Origin of the sequence: Delftia sp. S65 (assembly GCF_016516495.1) — a bacterium.
GTDB classification, from domain to species: domain Bacteria; phylum Pseudomonadota; class Gammaproteobacteria; order Burkholderiales; family Burkholderiaceae_C; genus Comamonas; species Comamonas acidovorans.
The window spans coordinates 1-19,050 of sequence record NZ_JACVUR010000015.1 but is presented as its reverse complement, the minus strand read 5'-3'; the positions used below and the strand labels follow the sequence as shown (position 1 = coordinate 19,050).

Below are 19,050 nucleotides of genomic sequence, written 5' to 3'. Positions count from 1 at the left end.
ATGGCAGCCCCAATCGAGGTCGACCGGCTCGACACCCCCAGTTCCTCCGCACCCATGCCCGCACACCTAACCGCACTCTTGGGCGCGGGCCAGGCCTCCTCCACGCCGCGCAGGCTCAGGCGCATCCTGTCGCTCGATGATTTCGAGCGGGCGGCGCGCCACCACCTGCCTGCGCCGATCTTCGCCTACGTCAGCGGCGGCTGCGAGACCGACAAATCCCTGCGCGCCAACCGCGAGGCCTTCGATGCCCACCGCTGGGTGACGCGCGTGCTCACCGACACTTCGCGGCGCACGCTGGCCACGCCGCTGCTGGGCCAGACCTGGGCCGCACCCTTCGGCATCGCGCCCATGGGCATCAGCGCGCTGTCGGCCTACCGGGGCGACCTGGTGCAGACGCGCGCGGCGGCGGCCGCCCGCATCCCGGCCATCCTGAGCGGCACCTCGCTGATCCGCATGGAGGAGGTGGTCCAGGCCAATCCCCAGGCCTGGTTCCAGGCCTATGTGCCCGGCGAGACCGAACGCATCGTGCAGTTGCTGGGGCGCGTGGAGGCCGCAGGCTTCGCCACCCTGGTCGTCACCGTGGATACGCCCGTGTCGGGCAACCGCGAGAACAACATCCGCGCGGGCTTCTCGACGCCGCTGCGGCCCGGCCTGCGCCTGGCCTGGGAGGGCATCACCCATCCGCGCTGGCTGCTGGGCACGGCGCTGCGCACCCTGGTGCGACACGGCATGCCGCACTTCGAGAACTCGCAGGCCGCGCGCGGCGCGCCCATTCTCTCGTCCACCGTCACGCGCGACTTCGGCGCGCGCGACCACCTGAGCTGGGAACACCTGGCCCTGATACGCCGGCGCTGGAAGGGCCGTCTCGTTGTCAAGGGCATCCTCAGCCCGCAGGACGCGCTGGCCGCGCGCGATGCCGGGGCCGACGCCATCATCCTGTCCAACCACGGCGGCCGCCAGCTCGATGGCGCGGTCGCGCCCCTGCACATGCTGCCCCTGGTGGTGGAGGCGCTGGGGCCGGACTACCCGGTGATGATCGACAGCGGCTTTCGCAGGGGCAACGACGTGCTGGTGGCGCTGGCCCTGGGCGCGCACTTCGTCTTCGTGGGCCGGCCCTTCAACTATGCGGGCGCCGTGGGCGGCGAGGCCGGCGTGCTGCACGCCATCGCCATCCTGGCGGCCGAGATGCGGCGCAACATGGCCCTGATCGGCGTGCAAAACCTGCAGCAGCTGGGGCCGCAGCACCTGCGACCGCGTTAGCCACGCGCCAGTCCCGAGGGTGGCGTGCCCCGCAATTGGCGCGCGGTTTCGCGGCGATGGGAAAATGGCGGAATGACCGCCTCCACCAACACCCTCACGATCACCCGTCCCGATGACTGGCACCTGCACGTGCGCGATGGCGAAGCCATGCGCAGCGTGGTGCCGCATACGGCCGCGCAGTTTGCGCGCGCCATCATCATGCCCAACCTCAAGCCGCCGGTGACCACCGCCGAGCAGGCGCTGGAGTACAAGCAGCGCATCCTCTCGGCCGTGCCCGAGGGCATGGCCTTCGAGCCGCTGATGACGCTGTACCTCACCGACAACCTGCCGCCCGAGGAAATCGTGCGCGCCAAGGCGGCTGGCGTCGTGGCCTGCAAGCTCTACCCGGCTGGCGCCACCACCAACAGCGACCACGGCGTCACCGACCTGCGCAAGATCTACCCCACTTTGGAAGCCATGCAGCGCGAAGGCCTGCTGCTGCTGGTGCACGGCGAAGTCACCAGCAGCGACATCGACCTGTTCGACCGCGAGGCCGCCTTCATCGACCAGCACCTGATCCCGCTGCGCCGCGACTTCCCCGAACTCAAGATCGTCTTCGAACACATCACCACGCGCGAAGCCGCCCAGTACGTGACCGAGGCCGACCGCTTCGTGGGCGCCACCATCACGCCCCAGCATCTGCTGTTCAACCGCAATGCCATCTTCACGGGCGGCATCCGTCCCCACTACTACTGCCTGCCCGTGCTCAAGCGCGAGACGCACCGCCTGGCCCTGGTGGAGGCGGCCACCAGCGGCCTGCCCAAGTTCTTCCTGGGCACCGACAGCGCGCCGCACGCGGCCCATCTCAAGGAACACGCCACAGGCTGCGCGGGCTGCTACAGCGCCCATGCCGCCATCGAGATGTATGCCGAGGCCTTCGACAATGCCGGCGCGCTGGACAAGCTCGAAGCCTTCGCCAGCTTCAACGGCCCGGACTTCTACAGCCTGCCGCGCAACACCGGCAAGATCACCCTGGTGCGCGAAAGCTGGACGCCGCCGGACAGCTTCGCCTTCGGCGAGGCGCAACTGAAGCCGCTGCGCTCCGGCGAAGCCCTGCCCTGGAAGCTGGTTTAAGCTGGCGGGACTGCCACCCGCCAGAGGATTGCCATGCCTGAGCCGCAACCGCGCATCGCCCTGCTGATCGACGCCGACAACGCGCCGGCCGAAATGATCGACGAGATCCTGACCGAGCTGTCGACCTTCGGCGTCATCGACATCCGCCGCGCCTACGGCAACTGGACCAAGCATTCGCTCAGCGGCTGGCAGCGCAAGCTGCTCGATTTCGCACTGCGGCCCATGCAGCAGTTCGACTACTCCAAGCACAAGAACGCCACCGACATGGCGATGACCGTGGACGCCATGGAGCTGCTCTACACCGAGCGGCCCGACGCCTTCGGCATCGTCTCCTCCGACGCCGACTTCACCCCGCTGGTGATGCACCTGCGCTCCAAGGGCGCGGCCGTCTACGGCTTCGGCATGGCGCAGACGCCCCAGCCCTTCGTCAATGCCTGCTCGCGCTTCCTGTACCTGGAGGCGCTGGGCGAGGCGGCGCCCGCCAACGGCAATGGCCAGGACGCCGCGCATGAGGCGGGCCAGGCAGCGGTGCCGCCCGTGGCCGCAGCCGCAGTGGCTACCGCTCCCCAGCCGCCGAACGGCGCTGGAAAGGAGCGTGCGCCGGCCCAGGCCGAGAACGAACCCTCGGCAGAACCCCAAGCCCAGCCCCAGCGTCCCTGTTTGCGCGTTCCCAGCCAGGAACTGCGCCAGGACAAGCGGCTGCTGGCCATGCTGCGCAGCGCCGTCAACGCCACGCAGGATGAAAGCGGCTGGGCCCATGTGGGCGCCGTGGGCGCGCAGATCGGCAACAAGGCCTCGTTCGATGCGCGCAACTACGGCTACGCCACGCTCACCAAGCTGCTGGCGGCCACGCAGGCCTTCGAGATGCGCGACGAGGGCACCTCGCGCGTGGCCGTGCGCGACAAGCGCCTGGCCAAGGCCCAGTCCAGGCCGTCCGGCAATTGACGTTTCCCATCGACTGGAATGCGCCCTGGCTGCAGGGGCTGCAAGCGCAGGGCAGGGCGGCTTGCCTGCAGGTGGAGCAGGGCCGGCCGGTCTGGCAGGCCTTGCAGTCACTGGCCGACGCACAGGCGCTGCCCTGGCGCTTTGTGCCCCAGCACGATCTGCCCGAAGGCAAGGCCTACGAGCAATTCATCTTCGAGACGCGCTGCATCCCCACGCGCGACAACCTGCATGACTTCTTCAACGGCCTGATCTGGTTGCGCTGGCCCGCGCTCAAGCAGCGCTGCAATGCCCTGCAGGCCCGCGCCATTGCCCAGGCGGGCGTGGGCGCGCAGCGCGGGCCGCTGCGCGATGCCGTCACCGTGCTGGACGAGAACGGCGCCCTGCTGCTGGCGCCGGCCGCGCTGTGCGAGGCGCTGAGGCACCGGCGCTGGCACCAGCTCTTCGTGGAGCGGCGCGCGCTATGGGGCCAGGCCAGGCTGCTGCCCATAGGCCATGCGCTGCTGGAAAAGCTGGTGCAGCCGCGCAAGCCCATCACGGCCCATGTGCTGTGCGTGCACACGGATGGTGCAGGCGCCACGGCAGGCCCCGCCACGGCGGACATCGACGCCTGGCTGGCCGGCAGCATCTGGCTGGAGGCCGACACCCTGGCGTGCAAGCCTTTTGCACCCTTGCCCGTGCTGGGCGTGCCTGGCTGGTGCCACGAGAACGAGAACTTTTCCTTCTATGATGACTCTCTCGTGTTCCGGGCGCCCCGTTCCGCACAAGCATCACAACAAGGAATGACAACGGCGCAGGACCCGGCTTGAAAACAGCCGGTGGGGCCCTCACTTTTCAACGCTGCAGGGCCCAGATCCTTCCCCCTTTCCCCACTTTGTGGAGAACCCACTGATGAAACGCATCGCACTTTTTCTTTTGACCAACGTCGCCGTCGTGGTGGTGCTGGGCATCGTCGCCAGCCTGCTGGGCGTCAACCGCTTCCTGACTTCCAATGGCCTGAACCTCGGGGCCCTGCTGGGCTTCGCCTTCATCATGGGCTTTGGCGGCGCCATCATCTCGCTGCTGATCTCCAAGCCCCTGGCCAAGTGGAGCTCGGGCGTGCACGTGATCAACGAGCCGCGCAACGCCGATGAGGCCTGGATCGTCAACACCGTGCGCGGCTTCGCCGACCGTGCCGGCATCGGCATGCCCGAAGTCGGCATCTACGAGGGCGAGCCCAATGCCTTCGCCACCGGCGCCTTCAAGAACTCGGCCCTGGTGGCCGTGTCCACGGGCCTGCTGGAAGGCATGACGCGCGAAGAGGTGGAGGCCGTGATCGGCCACGAGGTCGCCCACATCGCCAATGGCGACATGGTGACCATGACCCTGATCCAGGGCGTGATGAACACCTTCGTGGTCTTCCTGTCGCGCGTCATCGGCTATGCCGTGGACAGCTTCCTGCGCAAGAACGACGAAAGCAGCTCGGGCCCCGGCATCGGCTACTACGTGACCACCATCGTGCTGGACATCGTGCTGGGCTTCCTGGCCGCCATCATCGTGGCCTGGTTCTCGCGCCAGCGCGAATTCCGCGCCGACGCGGGCGCCGCCCAGCTCATGGGCCGCAAGCAGCCCATGATGAATGCGCTGGCCCGCCTGGGCGGCATGCACCCCGGCGAGCTGCCCAAGAGCGTGGCCGCCATGGGCATTGCCGGCGGCATCGGCAAGCTGTTCTCGACCCACCCGCCGATCGAAGAGCGCATTGCCGCGCTGCAAAACGCGCAGAACCTCTGATTCAGGATCAGGTTCGACACGCTGGAGTCTGTCCAGTGGGAGCCCGGTCATCCACTGGGCTCCGCTTCCCGAAGCCCCATCAGAAATGCTTGTCCGGTGCTGCATTTATGCGAATGTAGTAACGTACAAGCATTTTCTTTGACGGAGGTGCGTCATGCAGATTTCGACCTTCAGCAGCCGTGAATTCAACCAGCATGTTTCCGCTGCCAAGAAAGCGGCCAGCGGTGATGACGTGGTCTACATCCTGGACCGGGGGCAACCTGCCCACGTGCTGATGAGCATTGAGAAATTCCGTGAACTGTCGGGGCAGACCCGGAACATTCTTCAATTGCTGGCCATGCCCGAGGCCGCAGATATCGATTTCGACATTGAGCGCACGAAGGATTTGCCGCGCGCCGTGGACCTGTCCTGATGTATCTGGTGGACTCCAACATCGTTTCCGAACTGCGCAAGGCATCGTCGGGCCGCGCGAACGATGGCGTTGTGGCCTGGGCGCAATCGGTCGCGGCCGAGTCCCTTTTCATCAGCGCGATCACGCTGATGGAGCTGGAGAAAGGCGTGCAGTTGAAAGCCCGGCAAGACCCGGTTGCCGGGCAGGTGCTGCGCCGCTGGCTGGTGGAACGCGTGTTCACGGCCTTTCAGGGGCGTGTGCTGCCTGTGGATGCGATGGTTGCCATGGAAAACGCGGCCTACCACGTGCCTGCGCCGCGGCCGCTGGCCGACAGCCTGATCGCGGCCACGGCGAAGGTGCATGGCTTGTGCGTGGTCACCCGCAACATCAAGGATTTCGAGCCCTTCCATGTTCATGGAGTGCGCGTCTTGAACCCTTGGATGTAGGGCCCGTCTCAACCTCACGTACAGCCAGACTTGATCTTTACCCAGGCTTCACAAGCCCCTGTCAACAACCGGCAGGGGCTTTTTCGTTGTATCTGCATGGCCGCACTAAGCGCGGCCAGGAGTGCATCGTGAAGTCTGTATCGATTCAAACGCCGGGCCGTCGCCTGGTTCCGGCCCTGGTCCTGGCTGCCGCCACCGTGGCATTGACCGGCTGCGTGGTGGCGCCTGCCTATCCCGTAGGTCCTTCGGGCGAGGTGGTCTACGCGCCCATGGCGCCGCCGCCGCTGCAGACCGAGGTCATTCCGGTCGCTCCCTCGCCTGTCCATGTCTGGATCGGCGGCTCCTGGGGCTGGGGTGGGGGGCGCTATGCCTGGCGCCCGGGTTACTGGGCCGCGCCGCCGCACCCCGGCTATGGCTGGCGTCCGCACGGCTGGGACCATGGCCCGCGTGGCTGGTACCAGCGCCCGGGCGGCTGGTACCGCCGCTGATTCAGGCGGCGGCAGCGTCGCCGCTGCCGCTGCCGCCCTGGCCGGCCTTGGCCAGCAGGAAGTCGATGCAGGTGCGTACGGCCCGCGTCTGATGACGGTCGGGCAGGTACAGCAGGTACATGTGGGTGCCGAAGATGCTGAGCCGGTACTCCTGCAGGGTCAGCACCACCTCGCCGCTGGCCACCTTGTCCTGCACCACGTAGTCGGGCACCAGGCCCACGCCCAGGCCCGCCAGAATGCCCTGGCGCAGGAATGGGAAGTGCTCGGAGATCATGGTCGGCGCCAGCAGCACCTCCTGGCGGTCCGTGCCCTGGTAGGCCGACAGGCGCAGCTGGCGGCCCATCACGCCGGCCGTGATCAGGGGGCTGTTGCGCAGCTCGTACAGCGTGGTGGGCAGGCCGTGCTGCTGCGCATACTCGCGTGAGGCGCAGGCCACGTAGTGCACATTGCCCAGGCTGCGCGCAATCACCGACAGCGGCGGCTCCTGGATCACGCGGATGGCGATGTCCACCTCGTCGCGCAAATGGTCGGCCCGGTTCTCGAACAGCACATCCAGCACGATGCCCGGATACAGCCGCTTGAACTCGATCAGCCAGTCGCTCATCACGATCTGCCCATAGCCGCTGGGCACGCTCAGCCCCACGCGGCCCGCCATCCCCTGGCCCAGCGACGTGATCGTCTCGCGCGCCGACATCATCTCGTTCTGGATCGCGCGGCCATGCTCGTACATCCGCATCCCCACCTCGGTCGGCTCCACGCGCCGCGTGGTGCGCCGCACCAGCTGCACCCCCACCGATTTTTCCAGCTGCGTCAGGTGATAGCTCACATTGGCCCGCGTCATCTTCAGCTTGCGCGCCGCCTGGCTCAGATTGCCGCTATCGATGATTTCCACCAGCAGGGTCAGCGAGTTCAGATCCATGGATATGTCCAGATACTTTGCTTCGCCCACAGCCTATGAAATGGGCGGGGCTCCAAAACCAGGGACACCGAGCAAGGGCCTACGCCGGCCGTGCCGCCCTGCAGCGATGGTGTCGTCCCCCTCCTCGCGCAGCGAATAGAGGGGGGAAGGCGCGCAAGCGCCTCAATGTCAAAGATTTTTTTACAGTCTGTCAATGATTCATGGGATTGTAAAGAACCATTGTCGTGGCAAGAATGGATGTTTTGAGTGGAAAACCCAAGTTCGGAGACATACAGATGAGCGAACAAGCCCAGGCTTCCGTGGTCCAGACCCGCCTTGATGGTGCCGTGCTGGTGGTCAGCATCAACAACCCCCCCGTGAATGCCCTGGGCCAGGCCGTGCGCGCCGGCCTGCTGGCTGCCGTGGAGCAGGCCGAATCGGATGCCGCCGTCAAGGCCGTGCTCATCGTGGGTGAGGGCAAGGCCTTCATCGCCGGAGCAGACATCCGCGAATTCGGCAAGCCCGCCATGCCGCCCTCGCTGCCCGAGGTGCTCAATCGCCTTGAAGCCTCCGACAAGATCGTGGTCGCCGCCATCCATGGCCCGGCCCTGGGCGGCGGCCTGGAAGTGGCCATGTCGGCCCACTACCGCCTGGCTTTGCCGGCTGCCAAGCTCGGCCTGCCCGAAGTCAACCTGGGCCTGCTGCCCGGCGCCGGCGGCACGCAGCGCGCACCGCGCCTGATGGGCGTGAAGGCGGCCGCCGACCTCATGCTCAGCGGCAAGCACCTGTCGGCCAAGGCCGCGCTCGCTGCCGGCCTGGTGGACAAGCTGGTGGACGGCACCGACGCCACGGCCGCAGGCCTGGCCTACGCCAACGAGCTGCTGGCAACCAATACCGCGCCGCGCCGCACGCGTGACATCGAGATTGCCGACAAGGCCGCCGCCCTGGCCGAACTCGACGCGCTGGCCGCCGAGACCGCCAAGAAGAGCCGCGGCCTGTTCTCGCCGCTGAAGATCGTGGAATGCGTGCGCGCCGCCGTGGAGCTGCCCTTCGACGAAGGCATCGCCAAGGAGCGCGCCCTGTTCGTGGAATGCCTGAACAGCCCGCAGCGCGCCGGCCTGATCCATGCCTTCTTCGCCGAGCGCGAAACCGCCAAGATTCCCGAAGCCAAGGCCGCTGCGCCGCGCCACTTTGCCAAGATCGCCGTCATCGGCGGCGGCACCATGGGCGCCGGCATCACGGTGTCCGCGCTGGACGCGGGCCTCACGGTGACCATGATCGAGCGCGACGCCGACTCCATCGCGCGCGGCCAGGCCAATGTGGAGAAGGTCTACAACGGCCTGATCGCCAAGGGCCGCATGACCGAGGAGGCCAAGGCCGCCGTCATGGCGCGCTACACGCCCAGCACCTCCTATGACGACATCAAGGATGTGGACCTGGTGATCGAGGCCGTGTTCGAGGACCTCGAAGTCAAGAAGGCCGTGTTCAAGGAACTGGACCGCGTCTGCAAGCCCGGCGCCGTGCTGGCCACCAACACCTCCTACCTGGACATCGACGCCATTGCCGCCGCCACCTCGCGCCCGCAGGACGTGATCGGCCTGCACTTCTTCAGCCCCGCCAACATCATGAAGCTGCTGGAGATCGTGGTGCCCGCCAAGGTGGCGCCCGACGTGGTGACCACGGCCTTCGAGCTGGCCAAGCGCATGAAGAAGGTGCCCGTGCGTGCCGGCGTCTGCGACGGCTTCATCGGCAACCGCATCCTGGCCGTCTACAAGCAGGCTGCCGACTACATCATGGAAGACGGCGCCAGCCCCTACGAGATCGACGAGGCCGTGCGCGGCTTCGGCTACCCGATGGGCCCGTTCCAGGTCACCGACCTGGCCGGCGGCGACATCGGCTGGGCCACGCGCAAGCGGCGTGCTGCCACGCGCGATCCCAAGGCCCGCTACGTCGAAGTGGCCGACCGCGTCTGCGAGCGCGGCTGGTTCGGCCAGAAGACGGGCCGTGGCTTCTACCTCTACCCGCAGGGCGCACGCGTCGGCCAGCCCGACCCCGAAGTGCTGGCCATCGTCGATGCCGAGCGCGCCAAGAAGGGCGTGACGCCGCGCAAGTTCACCCCTGAGGAAATCATGCGCCGCTACATGGCCGCCATGGTCAACGAAGGCGCCAAGGTGGTGGAGGAGGGCATTGCCCTGCGCCCGCTGGACGTGGACGTGACCTTCCTGTCCGGCTACGGCTTCCCGCGCTTTCGTGGCGGCCCCATGAAGTGGGCCGACATGCAAGGTCTGGACAAGGTGCTGGCCGACATCCGCGAATTCGCCAAGGAAGACGCGCTGTTCTGGAAGCCCGCTCCCCTGCTCGAAAAGCTCGTGGCAGAAGGCCGCGATTTCGAAAGCCTGAACAAGGCAGCGTAAGCCGCCCCCGCGTTTCCCCGCCATGCCCTTGACCCGCTCCGTCCAACGCAGAGCGGGCAGGGCCGTGCACAACCACAACAATTTTCCAGAGACAAGCAAGGACCGACCATGCGCGAAGCCGTCATCGTTTCCACTGCCCGCACGCCCCTGACCAAGTCGCACCGCGGCGAGTTCAACGTCACGCCCGCCGCCCAGCTGGCGGCCTTCTCGGTCAAGGCCGCGGTCGAGCGCTCGGGCATCGACCCGGCCATGATCGAGGACCTGATCCTGGGCTGTGGCAACCCCGACGGCTTCCAGGGCCGCAACCTGGGCCGCCAGACCGTGCTGCGCGCCGAGCTGCCCCTGTCCATCGCGGGCACGACCATCACACGCTTTTGCGCCTCGGGCCTGCAGTCCATCGCCATCGCGGCGGGCCGCATCGTGGCCGAGGGCGTGGACGCCATGCTGGCCGGCGGCATCGAGACCATCTCGGGCATCCGCCCCGGCAACAACCTGCCCACCGACATGGACCCCTGGCTGGTCGAGCACAAGCCCGCGCTGTACATGGCCATGATCGACACGGCCGACATCGTGGCGCGCCGCTACGGCATCAGCCGCGAGGACCAGGACGCCTTCTCGCTGCAAAGCCAGCAGCGCACGGCCGCCGCCCAGGCCGCCGACCTGTTCAAGGACGAAATCATTGCCTGCGCCACGCGCATGGCCGAGAAGAACAAGGACACGGGCGAGATCACCTACCGCGACGTGGTCGCCACCAAGGACAACTGCAACCGCGCCTCCACCACGTTGGAAGGCCTGGCCAAGCTGGAACCCGTCAAGGGCCCGGACCAGTTCATCACGGCCGGCAATGCCTCGCAGCTGTCCGATGGATCGTCGGCCTGCGTGCTGATGGAAGCCAGGCAGGCCGAGCGCCTGGGCCTGTCCCCGCTGGGCGCCTTCCGCGGCTTTGCCGTGGCCGGCTGCGAGCCTGACGAAATGGGCATCGGCCCCGTCTTCGCGGTCCCCAAGCTGCTGGCGCGCCACGGCCTCAAGGTCGAGGACATCGACCTGTGGGAACTCAACGAGGCCTTCGCCTCCCAGGCCCTGTACTGCCAGCGCAAGCTGGGCATTCCCAACGAGCGCCTGAACGTCAACGGCGGCGCCATCTCCATCGGCCACCCCTTCGGCATGACGGGTGCGCGCCTGGCGGGCCACATCCTGCTGGAAGGCCGGCGCCGCAAGGCCAAGTGGGGCGTGGTCACCATGTGCATCGCAGGTGGCATGGGCGCCGCAGGCCTGTTCGAAATTTATTGAATAAGCACCCCCTGAGCGGCTGGCGCCGCTTCCCCCTCTCTCGCTTCGCGGGAGGGGAACGACGCCCTTGCTGCGGGGCGGCCCTTGCTCGGCGTCCCTCGCTTAGGGCACGCCAATTTCAGGGCTGCAAACGGCTTACAACGCCACGGATTACTGGGGAATAGCAATGGATTTGCAATTTACGACTGAAGAACTGGCCTTCCGCGACGAGGTTCGCGGCTTCCTCCAGGACAAGCTGCCCGAGGACCTGTCGCACAAGGTCAAGAACGGCCTGCAGCTGACCAAGCAAGACATGGAGCGCTGGCACGCCATCCTCAACGAGCGCGGCTGGCTGGCCAACCACTGGCCCGAGCAGCACGGCGGCCCGGGCTGGAGCGCGGTGCAGAAATTCATCTTCGAGCATGAATGCGCGCTGGCGGGCACGCCGCGCATCGTGCCCTTCGGGCTGAGCATGCTGGGCCCCGTCCTGATCAAGTACGGCAACGAGGCGCAGAAGGCCCACTGGCTGCCGCGCATCCTCAATGGCGCCGACTGGTGGTGCCAGGGCTATTCGGAGCCGGGTTCGGGTTCGGACCTGGCCTCGGTCAAGACGTCGGCCGTGCGCGATGGCGATCACTACATCGTCAACGGCCAGAAGACCTGGACCACGCTGGGCCAGCACGCCAACATGATCTTCTGCCTGGTGCGCACCAACCGCGAGGCCAAGGCGCAGCAGGGCATCAGCTTCCTGCTGGTGGACATGAACTCGCCCGGCGTGGAAGTGCGCCCCATCATCACGCTGGACGGCGAGCACGAGGTCAACGAAGTCTTCTTCACCGACGTCAGGGTGCCCGTGGAGAACCTGGTCGGCGAGGAGAACAAGGGCTGGACCTACGCCAAGTACCTGCTGACCTACGAGCGCACCAACATCGCGGGCGTGGGTTTCTCGGTGGCCGGCCTGGAAAAGCTCAAGGCCGTCGCCGGCCGCATGCTGCGCAACGGCAAGCCGCTGACGCAGGACCCGCTGTTTGCGGCCCGCCTGGCCAAGGTCGAGATCGACCTGGAGAACATGAAGACCACCAACCTGCGCGTGATCGCCGCCGTGGCCGGCGGCGGCGTGCCGGGCGCCGAAAGCTCCATGCTCAAGATCCGCGGCACCGAGATCCGCCAGGAAATCCTGTCCCTGGTGCGCCGCGCCATGGGACCCTACGCCGCGCCCTTCATCGAAGAGGCCCTGCAGGCCGGCTACGACCAGCCCGCCATCGGCGACGCGGCTGCCGCCACGGCCGCCGCCGCGTACTTCAACTACCGCAAGCTGTCGATCTTCGGCGGCTCCAACGAAATCCAGAAGAACATCATCTCCAAGATGATCCTCGGCCTCTGATCCGGCAAGGAAAACGGAACATGAACTTCGAACACACCGAAGACCGCCGCATGCTGGCGGACAGCCTCAACCGCTTCGTCTCCGAGCAGTACGCCATCGAGGCGCGCAACCACGTCGCCTATGGCGAGGAAGGCCACAGCCCGCTGCTGTACGGGCAGTTCGCGGACATCGGCGCCATCGGCGCGCTGTTCCCGGAAGACGCTGGCGGCTTCGGCGGCCAGGGCTTCGACATCAGCGTGGTCTTCGAATGCCTGGGCCGCGGCCTGGTGGCCGAGCCGCTGCTGGGCGCCCTGGTCGTGGGCCAGGCCCTGATCGCGGCCGGAAGCGATGCGCAAAAGGAACAGCTGGCAGCCATCATCGGCGGCACGTCCATTGCGGCCCTGGCCCATGACGAGCCCGGCAGCCACTACGAGCTCAACAACGTCGCCACCACGGCCGTGCGCAGCGGCGACGGCTGGGTGCTGAACGGCGCCAAGGGCGTGGTCGCCTTCGGCGAGAAGGCCGACCTGCTGCTGGTCTCGGCCCGCACCTTGGGCAGCCAGTACGACGAGGCCGGCATCAGCCTGTTCCTGGTCCCCGGCAATGCCGCAGGCATCGCCAAGCGCGGCTACAACCGCATCGAGGGCGGCCGCGCGGCCGAGCTGGTGCTGGACAAGGTGCAGGTCGGCGCAGACGCCCTGCTGGGCGAAGAAGGCCAGGGCCTGTCCCTGCTGGAACGTATCAGCGGCTACGCCGTGCTGGCGCTGACCGCCGAGGCCGTGGGCGCCATGGACGTGGCCAAGGACCAGACGCTGGAGTACCTGCGCACGCGCAAGCAGTTCGGCGTGCCCATCGGCAGCTTCCAGGCCCTGCAGCACCGCATGGCCGACCTGCTGCTGGAAGTGGAGCAGGCGCGCTCGGCCGTGATCAACGCGGCCGCCGCCATTGCGGACGAAGACCGCGTGGCGCGCGAGAAGGCCCTGTCGGCCGCCAAGTACAGCATCGGCCGCATCGGCACCCTGGTGGCCGAGGAAAGCATCCAGATGCATGGCGGCATCGGCATGACCTGGGAGCTGCCCCTGGCCCACTACGCCAAGCGCCTGGTCATGATCGACCACCAGTTCGGCGACGAGGACCACCATCTGTCGCGTTACATCGCACTCGGCTCGCAACACTGAGCCAAGGAAAGCCGCCATGACCGAAGCGAACCAAGTCCTGCTGACCCGTCGCGAAGGCGCCGTGCTGGTGCTGTCCAACAACAACGTGGCCGCGCGCAATGCGCTGTCGCCCGAGTTCTACGCGGCCGTCTCGGCGGCGCTCAAGAGCGCGGCGGCCGACCCCACCGTGGGCGCCGTGGTGCTCACGGGCGAGGGCGGCCACTTCTGCGCGGGCGGCGACCTGCGCCAGCTGGCCAAGCGCCGCGAGCTGCCTGTGCAGGAGCGACGCGCCAAGCTCGAAGGCCTGCATGACCTGATCCGCAGCGTGCGCGACTTTCCCAAGCCTGTGATCGCCGCGGTCGAAGGCGCGGCGGCCGGCGCGGGCCTGTCGCTGGCCCTGGCCTGCGACATGCTGGTGGCGGCGAAGAACGCCGTGTTCTCGGTCGCCTACGTCAAGGTCGGCCTCACGCCCGATGGCGGCGCCACCGCCTTCCTGGCCGAGTTCGTCTCGCGCCAGGTGCTGACCGAGCTGTGCCTGACCGGCGAGCGCATCAGCGGCGAGCGCCTGCATGCCCTGGGCCCCGTCAACCGCCTGTCCGAACCGGGCCAGGCCCAGGCCGACGCCGTGGCGCTGGCCGCCCAGGTGGCCACCGGCCCCGACCAGGCCATGGCCCTGATCAAGGACCTGTGCCGCCAGGCGCCGCGCAACACGCTGGAAGAGCAGCTGGAGCTGGAGGCGCAGTACATGGTGCGCTCGCAGGAGAGCGAGGAATCGCGCGAAGGCATTGGCGCCTTCCTCGAAAAGCGCAGCGCCGACTTCACCAAGCTGCGCGGCTGAAACCGCTCAAGACCTAAAAGACTTTCCAAGGAGACAACGCACATGGCCGACAGCCACAACGATCAGAACCAGGACATCGACTTCCCGCTGGAGGGTGTGCGCGTGCTCGACCTCTCGCGCGTGTTCGCGGGGCCGCTGTGCGGCATGGTGCTGGCCGACTTCGGCGCCGAAGTGGTCAAGGTCGAGCACCCGGGCCGCGGCGACGACACGCGCGACTGGGGTCTGCGCATCGGCAAGACCGAGACCACCTACTACAACAGCATGAACCGCAACAAGCGGTCCATCACGCTGGACCTGCAGACCCCCGAGGGCGTGAAGATCGTCCACGACCTGCTGCCCCAGTTCGACGTGGTCATCCACAACTTCAAGACCGGCGGCGCCGAGAAGCTGGGCCTGGGCTACGAACAGCTCAAGGCCATCAAGCCCGGCATCATCTACTGCGCCGTGGCCGGCTATGACAGCAGCGGCCCCGAGGCCAAGCGCCCCGGCTACGACCTGGTCATCCAGGGCGAGGCGGGCCTCATGGCGCTCAACGGCGAGGCCGGCACGCCGCCGCTCAAGTTCGGCGTGGCCGTGGTCGATCTCATGACCGGCATGTACGCGGCCCAGGCCATCCTGGCCGCGCTGTTCCGCCGCGAGCGCACGGGCAAGGGCCGCCTCATCGAGATGGCGCTGTACGACAGCGGCATCATGATCACCGGCTACTACGGCCTGGATGCCATGCAGCTCGGCCACGACCCCGAGCGCTACGGCAATGCCCACCCCTCCATCGTTCCCTACGGCATGTATGAGGCGGCCGACGGCCCGCTGATCATCGCCGTGGGCAACAACGCCCAGTTCGACAAGTTCTGCCGCCAGGTGGTGATGCGCCCCGACATCGTCGAGGACGCGCGTTTCTCCACCAACGTCAACCGCGCCAAGAACCGCCTGGAGCTGGGCCCCATGCTCAAGGAACTGATCCGCTCCTTCCCGCGCGATCTGCTGCTGGAGCGCCTGACGGCCGCCGGCATCCCCTGCGGCCGCGTGGCCGGCCTGCACGAGGCCCTGACCAGCGAGCGCACGCGCCGTGGCGGCCTGCTGCAGGACATGCCCCACCCCGTGGTCGGCACCACGCCCGTGTTCGCGCCGCCCTACCGCCTGGACGGCCAGCGCCTGCCCATCCGCCATGCACCGCCCACGCTGGGCGAGGGCACGCGCGAGGTGCTGCACCGGCTGCTGAGCCTGAGCGACGAGCAGCTGCAGCAGCTGCAGTCCAAGGGCGTGCTGACCCTGCCCGAGACCCCCGCGCAACAGGGATAAGAGGACCGATCACGCGACTGATTCCACGGGGGCCATTGATGCCCGGCTCCCGACCCGCCAGGTTTGCATGCCGCACCAAGACGGCACCCATAGACAGCAATACCCAGGAGACAAAACCATGAGCAACCAAGTCACACGCCGCGACATTCTTCAAGGGCTGGCCGCCATCGGCGGCACCAGCCTGCTGGCCACGGGCGCCACCAGCGCCCTCGCACAGGCCGGCAAGCCGGCCGCGTGGCCCACCAAGCCCATCCGCGTGGTCGTGCCCTTCAACGCGGGCGGCGCCACCGACATCATTGCGCGCACCATCGGCGAGGCCCTGGCCAAGCGCGTGGGCCAGCCCGTGGTCATCGACAACCGCGCGGGCGCGGCCGGCATCCTGGGCACGGACGCCGTGGTCAAGGCGCCCGCCGACGGCCACACCCTGCTGGTCTCGCTCAGCACCTCCATGCTGATCAACCAGTTCCTCTACACCAAGCTGCCCTACAACCCGCAAAAGGACATCGCCCTGGTCACCCAGATCGCGGCGGCGCCCGTCACCCTGGTGGTCCATCCCTCGGTGCCGGCCAACAACATGAAGGAGCTGCTGGCCTACGTGAAGGCCAACAAGGGCAAGCTCTCGTACGGCTCCTGGGGCGTGGGCTCGTATGCCCACCTGGCCGGTGCCTACATGAGCAAGACCATGGACGCCGACATGACCCACGCCGCCTACAAGGGCGAGGCGCCCATGATCCAGGAGCTGATCGGCGGCCAGCTGCAGATGTGCTTTTCCAGCGCGCTCAACACCAAGCCCTTCATCGACTCGGGCAAGCTCAAGGCCATCGGCGTCACGGGCAAGGAGCGCATGGAAATCCTGCCCAAGCTGCCCACCATCCATGAGCAGGGCGTCACCGACGACGCCTACGCCATCTACGGCTGGGTGGCCATGGGCGCACCGGCCGGCGTGCCCAAGGAGATCGTGGACCAGCTCTACGGCCACCTTCGCGAAATCGCCAAGGACCCCAAGGTGCTGGAGCGCACCGTGGGAGCAGGCTTCATGCCGCTGATGAACAGCCCGCAGGCCTTCCGCGAGAACTACCAGCGCGACATGCCCATCTGGAAGGCGCTGGTGGAAGAAGCCGGCGCGAAGCTTGATTGATTTTTCCGGCCCGCAGCAGCGGGCCGCCACCGACGACTGCTGAGACAGCTTTGAGAGGAGACTTCATGTACACGCGCAATCCCGCATCCCCGGCACGCCCCACGCGGCGCAGCGTTCTGGCCCTGGCCGCAGCCCCGCTGCTGGCCGGCATGGCCGGCGGCGCCCTGGCCGAGACCGGCTGGCCCAGCAAGATGCTGCGGCTGGTCGTTCCCTTCCCGGCGGGCGGCCCCACCGACACGGCATCGCGCATCGTGGGCCAGAAGCTGGGCGAGCGTCTCAAGCAGACCGTGGTGGTGGAAAACCGCCCTGGCGCCTCCGGCTCCATCGCGGCCGTGCAGGTCGCCAAGAGCCCCGCCGACGGCTACACGCTGATGATGCTGGCCACGCCCACGCTGCTGGCGCCGCACCTGTACAAGAAGGCCGGCTACGACACCGTCAAGGACTTCACGCCCGTGGCCACGGTCTATGACCTGCCCATCGTCATCGTGGTCAACCCCACGCTGCTGCCCGATGTCACCGACCTCAAGAGCCTGATCGCCCACGCCAAGGCGCAGAAGGTCGCGCTCAACTACACCAGCTCGGGCGCAGGCAGCTTCGGCCACCTGAGCATGGAGCTGCTCAAGCAGATGGCCGGCTTCGACATGCAGCACGTGCCCTACAAGGGCGGTGTGCCCGCCATCACCGACACCATCGGCGGCCAGGTGCCGATCATGTATGCCGACCTCGTGGCCGCGCTGCCCCATATCCAGGCCGGCAAGCTGCGCGCCATCGCCGTGGGATCGCCCCAGCGCGTGGCCATGCTGCCCGACACCAAGACCATTGCCGAGCAGGGCATCAAGGGCTACGACGCCGTCTCCTGGGGCGGTCTGCTGGCGCCCAAGGGTACGCCCAAGGCCGTGGTCGACCGCATCGCCAGCGAAGTGCAGCAGATCCTGGCCGACAAGGACATCCAGGAAAAGCTGCTCAACGCAGGCGCCATCGCCGCCTACCAGAACCCCGCCCAGCTGGGCCAGCGCATCCAGCAGGACTACACGCGCTGGGGCCAGCTGATCCGCGACAAGGGCATTGCAGTGGAGTGACATCGACATGAAGACACGCATCACCGAACTCTTTGGCATCGAGCACCCCATCATCCAGGGCGGCATGCACCATGTGGGCCTGGCCGAGCTGGCCGCCGCCGTCTCCAACGCGGGCGGCCTGGGGCTGATCACGGGCCTGACCCAGCGCACGCCCGAGCTGCTGGCGCGCGAGATCGCGCGCTGCCGCGAGATGACGGACAAGCCCTTCGGCGTCAACCTGACCTTCCTGCCCTCGGTCAACCCGCCCGACTACCCGGGCTACGTCAAGGCCATCATCGAAGGCGGCGTCAAGGTCGTGGAGACGGCGGGCAACAACCCGCAGAAATGGCTGCCCGCGCTCAAGGAAGCCGGCATCAAGGTCATCCACAAGTGCACCTCGGTGCGCCATGCGCTCAAGGCCGAGGCCATCGGCTGCGACGCCATCAGCGTGGACGGCTTCGAATGCGGCGGCCATCCGGGCGAGGACGACATCCCCAATTTCATCCTGCTGCCGCGCGCGGCCGAAGAACTGAAGATTCCCTTTGTCGCCTCGGGCGGCATGGCCGACGGCCGCTCGCTGGTGGCTGCGCTGGCGCTGGGCGCCGAGGGCATCAACATGGGCACGCGCTTCATCGCCACCCAGGAAGCGCCCGTGCACGACAACGTCAAGCAGGCCATCGTCGCGGCCAGCGAGCTGGACACGCGTCTGGTCATGCGCCCGCTGCGCAACACCGAGCGCGTGCTGACCAACCCGGCCACCGAGCGCCTGCTGCAAAAGGAGCGCGAGCTGGGCGCGGCCATCACCTTTGCCGACATCGCGCCCGAGGTGGCCGGCGTCTATCCGCGCATCATGCATGACGGCGAAATGGACGCAGGCGTCTGGTCCTGTGGCATGGTGGCCGGCCTGATCCACGACGTGCCCACGGTCCAGCAGCTGATCTCCGGCATCATGGACCAGGCCCATGCACTGATCAACGAGCGGTTGGCCGGCCTGGCCCGCTGACCGCCCATCTTCACAGGGCTTACGCAAACAGGATGCGACAACGTGCTGCGCCCCATGGCAAGCCGCTTGCCTTGTTCCTTCTTGCGTAAGTCGTACTTCAAAAACCAGGAAAGAGCTTTCTCATGAAAATCCTTGTACCCGTCAAACGTGTCGTGGACTACAACGTGAAGGTCCGCGTGAAGTCGGACGGCACGGGCGTGGAC

The 19,050-nt window shown here is 67.4% G+C and carries 18 protein-coding genes and 1 pseudogene; 18 read left to right on the top strand and 1 reads right to left on the bottom strand.

Annotated features, from left to right (window positions below):
• The 8 genes from IAE24_RS14540 (at position 1) to IAE24_RS14505 (ending at position 6,410) form a co-directional block, all read left to right on the top strand.
• Positions 1 to 1,260, top strand: coding sequence for an alpha-hydroxy acid oxidase (locus IAE24_RS14540; RefSeq protein ID WP_199961627.1), 1,260 nt, complete (start codon positions 1 to 3; stop codon positions 1,258 to 1,260).
• 72 nt (positions 1,261 to 1,332) lie between these two features.
• Complete coding sequence (pyrC, locus tag IAE24_RS14535) at positions 1,333 to 2,373, top strand: dihydroorotase (protein ID WP_012203315.1); 1,041 nt, start codon at positions 1,333 to 1,335, stop codon at positions 2,371 to 2,373.
• 33 nt (positions 2,374 to 2,406) lie between these two features.
• Positions 2,407 to 3,318, top strand: coding sequence for an NYN domain-containing protein (locus IAE24_RS14530; protein WP_012203316.1), 912 nt, complete (start codon positions 2,407 to 2,409; stop codon positions 3,316 to 3,318).
• Positions 3,315 to 4,124 (top strand): DUF3025 domain-containing protein, encoded by an 810-nt coding sequence (locus tag IAE24_RS14525; RefSeq protein WP_199961628.1) that lies wholly within the window; start codon positions 3,315 to 3,317, stop codon positions 4,122 to 4,124. Before IAE24_RS14530 ends, IAE24_RS14525 begins: the two co-directional genes overlap by 4 nt.
• Before the next feature lie 82 nt (positions 4,125 to 4,206).
• Complete coding sequence (gene htpX / locus IAE24_RS14520; RefSeq protein ID WP_013804154.1) at positions 4,207 to 5,085, top strand: protease HtpX; 879 nt, start codon at positions 4,207 to 4,209, stop codon at positions 5,083 to 5,085.
• A 154-nt stretch (positions 5,086 to 5,239) separates the two neighbouring features.
• Positions 5,240 to 5,497, top strand: coding sequence for a type II toxin-antitoxin system Phd/YefM family antitoxin (locus IAE24_RS14515; protein WP_012203319.1), 258 nt, complete (start codon positions 5,240 to 5,242; stop codon positions 5,495 to 5,497).
• Positions 5,497 to 5,922, top strand: coding sequence for a type II toxin-antitoxin system VapC family toxin (locus tag IAE24_RS14510; protein ID WP_154835727.1), 426 nt, complete (start codon positions 5,497 to 5,499; stop codon positions 5,920 to 5,922). The genes IAE24_RS14515 and IAE24_RS14510 overlap by 1 nt, the downstream gene beginning before the upstream one ends.
• A 128-nt stretch (positions 5,923 to 6,050) precedes the next feature.
• Complete coding sequence (locus IAE24_RS14505) at positions 6,051 to 6,410, top strand: YXWGXW repeat-containing protein (protein ID WP_034398157.1); 360 nt, start codon at positions 6,051 to 6,053, stop codon at positions 6,408 to 6,410.
• Position 6,411: 1 nt separating this feature from the next.
• On the opposite strand, the gene IAE24_RS14500 is transcribed toward IAE24_RS14505, so the two are convergent.
• Positions 6,412 to 7,329: a LysR family transcriptional regulator gene (locus IAE24_RS14500; protein WP_199961629.1), complete on the bottom strand. Its 918-nt coding sequence runs from the start codon at positions 7,327 to 7,329 to the stop codon at positions 6,412 to 6,414.
• Between the two features lie 275 nt (positions 7,330 to 7,604).
• Between IAE24_RS14500 and IAE24_RS14495 the strand changes: the two genes are divergently transcribed.
• From IAE24_RS14495 to IAE24_RS14450, 10 genes and pseudogenes are all read left to right on the top strand, one after another.
• Positions 7,605 to 9,722 carry a 3-hydroxyacyl-CoA dehydrogenase NAD-binding domain-containing protein gene (locus IAE24_RS14495; protein ID WP_071954385.1) on the top strand — a complete coding sequence of 706 codons (2,118 nt, stop codon included), beginning with the start codon at positions 7,605 to 7,607 and terminating at the stop codon, positions 9,720 to 9,722.
• A 108-nt stretch (positions 9,723 to 9,830) separates the two neighbouring features.
• The gene (locus IAE24_RS14490; protein ID WP_063327246.1) at positions 9,831 to 11,012 is read left to right on the top strand and encodes an acetyl-CoA C-acyltransferase; all 1,182 of its coding nucleotides are present in this window, start codon (positions 9,831 to 9,833) and stop codon (positions 11,010 to 11,012) included.
• 166 nt (positions 11,013 to 11,178) lie between these two features.
• Positions 11,179 to 12,375, top strand: coding sequence for an acyl-CoA dehydrogenase family protein (locus IAE24_RS14485; RefSeq protein ID WP_199961630.1), 1,197 nt, complete (start codon positions 11,179 to 11,181; stop codon positions 12,373 to 12,375).
• 20 nt (positions 12,376 to 12,395) lie between these two features.
• Positions 12,396 to 13,532 carry an acyl-CoA dehydrogenase family protein gene (locus tag IAE24_RS14480; protein ID WP_199961631.1) on the top strand — a complete coding sequence of 379 codons (1,137 nt, stop codon included), beginning with the start codon at positions 12,396 to 12,398 and terminating at the stop codon, positions 13,530 to 13,532.
• 16 nt (positions 13,533 to 13,548) lie between these two features.
• Positions 13,549 to 14,349: an oxepin-CoA hydrolase, alternative type gene (locus tag IAE24_RS14475; RefSeq protein WP_199961632.1), complete on the top strand. Its 801-nt coding sequence runs from the start codon at positions 13,549 to 13,551 to the stop codon at positions 14,347 to 14,349.
• A gap of 42 nt (positions 14,350 to 14,391) precedes the next feature.
• The gene (locus tag IAE24_RS14470; protein WP_199961633.1) at positions 14,392 to 15,648 is read left to right on the top strand and encodes a CaiB/BaiF CoA transferase family protein; all 1,257 of its coding nucleotides are present in this window, start codon (positions 14,392 to 14,394) and stop codon (positions 15,646 to 15,648) included.
• Between the two features lie 118 nt (positions 15,649 to 15,766).
• The gene (locus tag IAE24_RS14465) at positions 15,767 to 16,786 is read left to right on the top strand and encodes a Bug family tripartite tricarboxylate transporter substrate binding protein (protein ID WP_013804145.1); all 1,020 of its coding nucleotides are present in this window, start codon (positions 15,767 to 15,769) and stop codon (positions 16,784 to 16,786) included.
• 65 nt (positions 16,787 to 16,851) lie between these two features.
• On the top strand, positions 16,852 to 17,865 hold the full coding sequence (locus IAE24_RS14460) for a Bug family tripartite tricarboxylate transporter substrate binding protein (RefSeq protein WP_013804144.1): 1,014 nt from the start codon (positions 16,852 to 16,854) through the stop codon (positions 17,863 to 17,865).
• A 7-nt stretch (positions 17,866 to 17,872) separates the two neighbouring features.
• Entirely contained in the window at positions 17,873 to 18,847 is a 975-nt protein-coding gene (locus tag IAE24_RS14455) for an NAD(P)H-dependent flavin oxidoreductase (protein ID WP_199961634.1), read from the top strand.
• Between the two features lie 122 nt (positions 18,848 to 18,969).
• Positions 18,970 to 19,050, top strand: a pseudogene (locus tag IAE24_RS14450) (electron transfer flavoprotein subunit beta/FixA family protein); the annotation flags it as partial.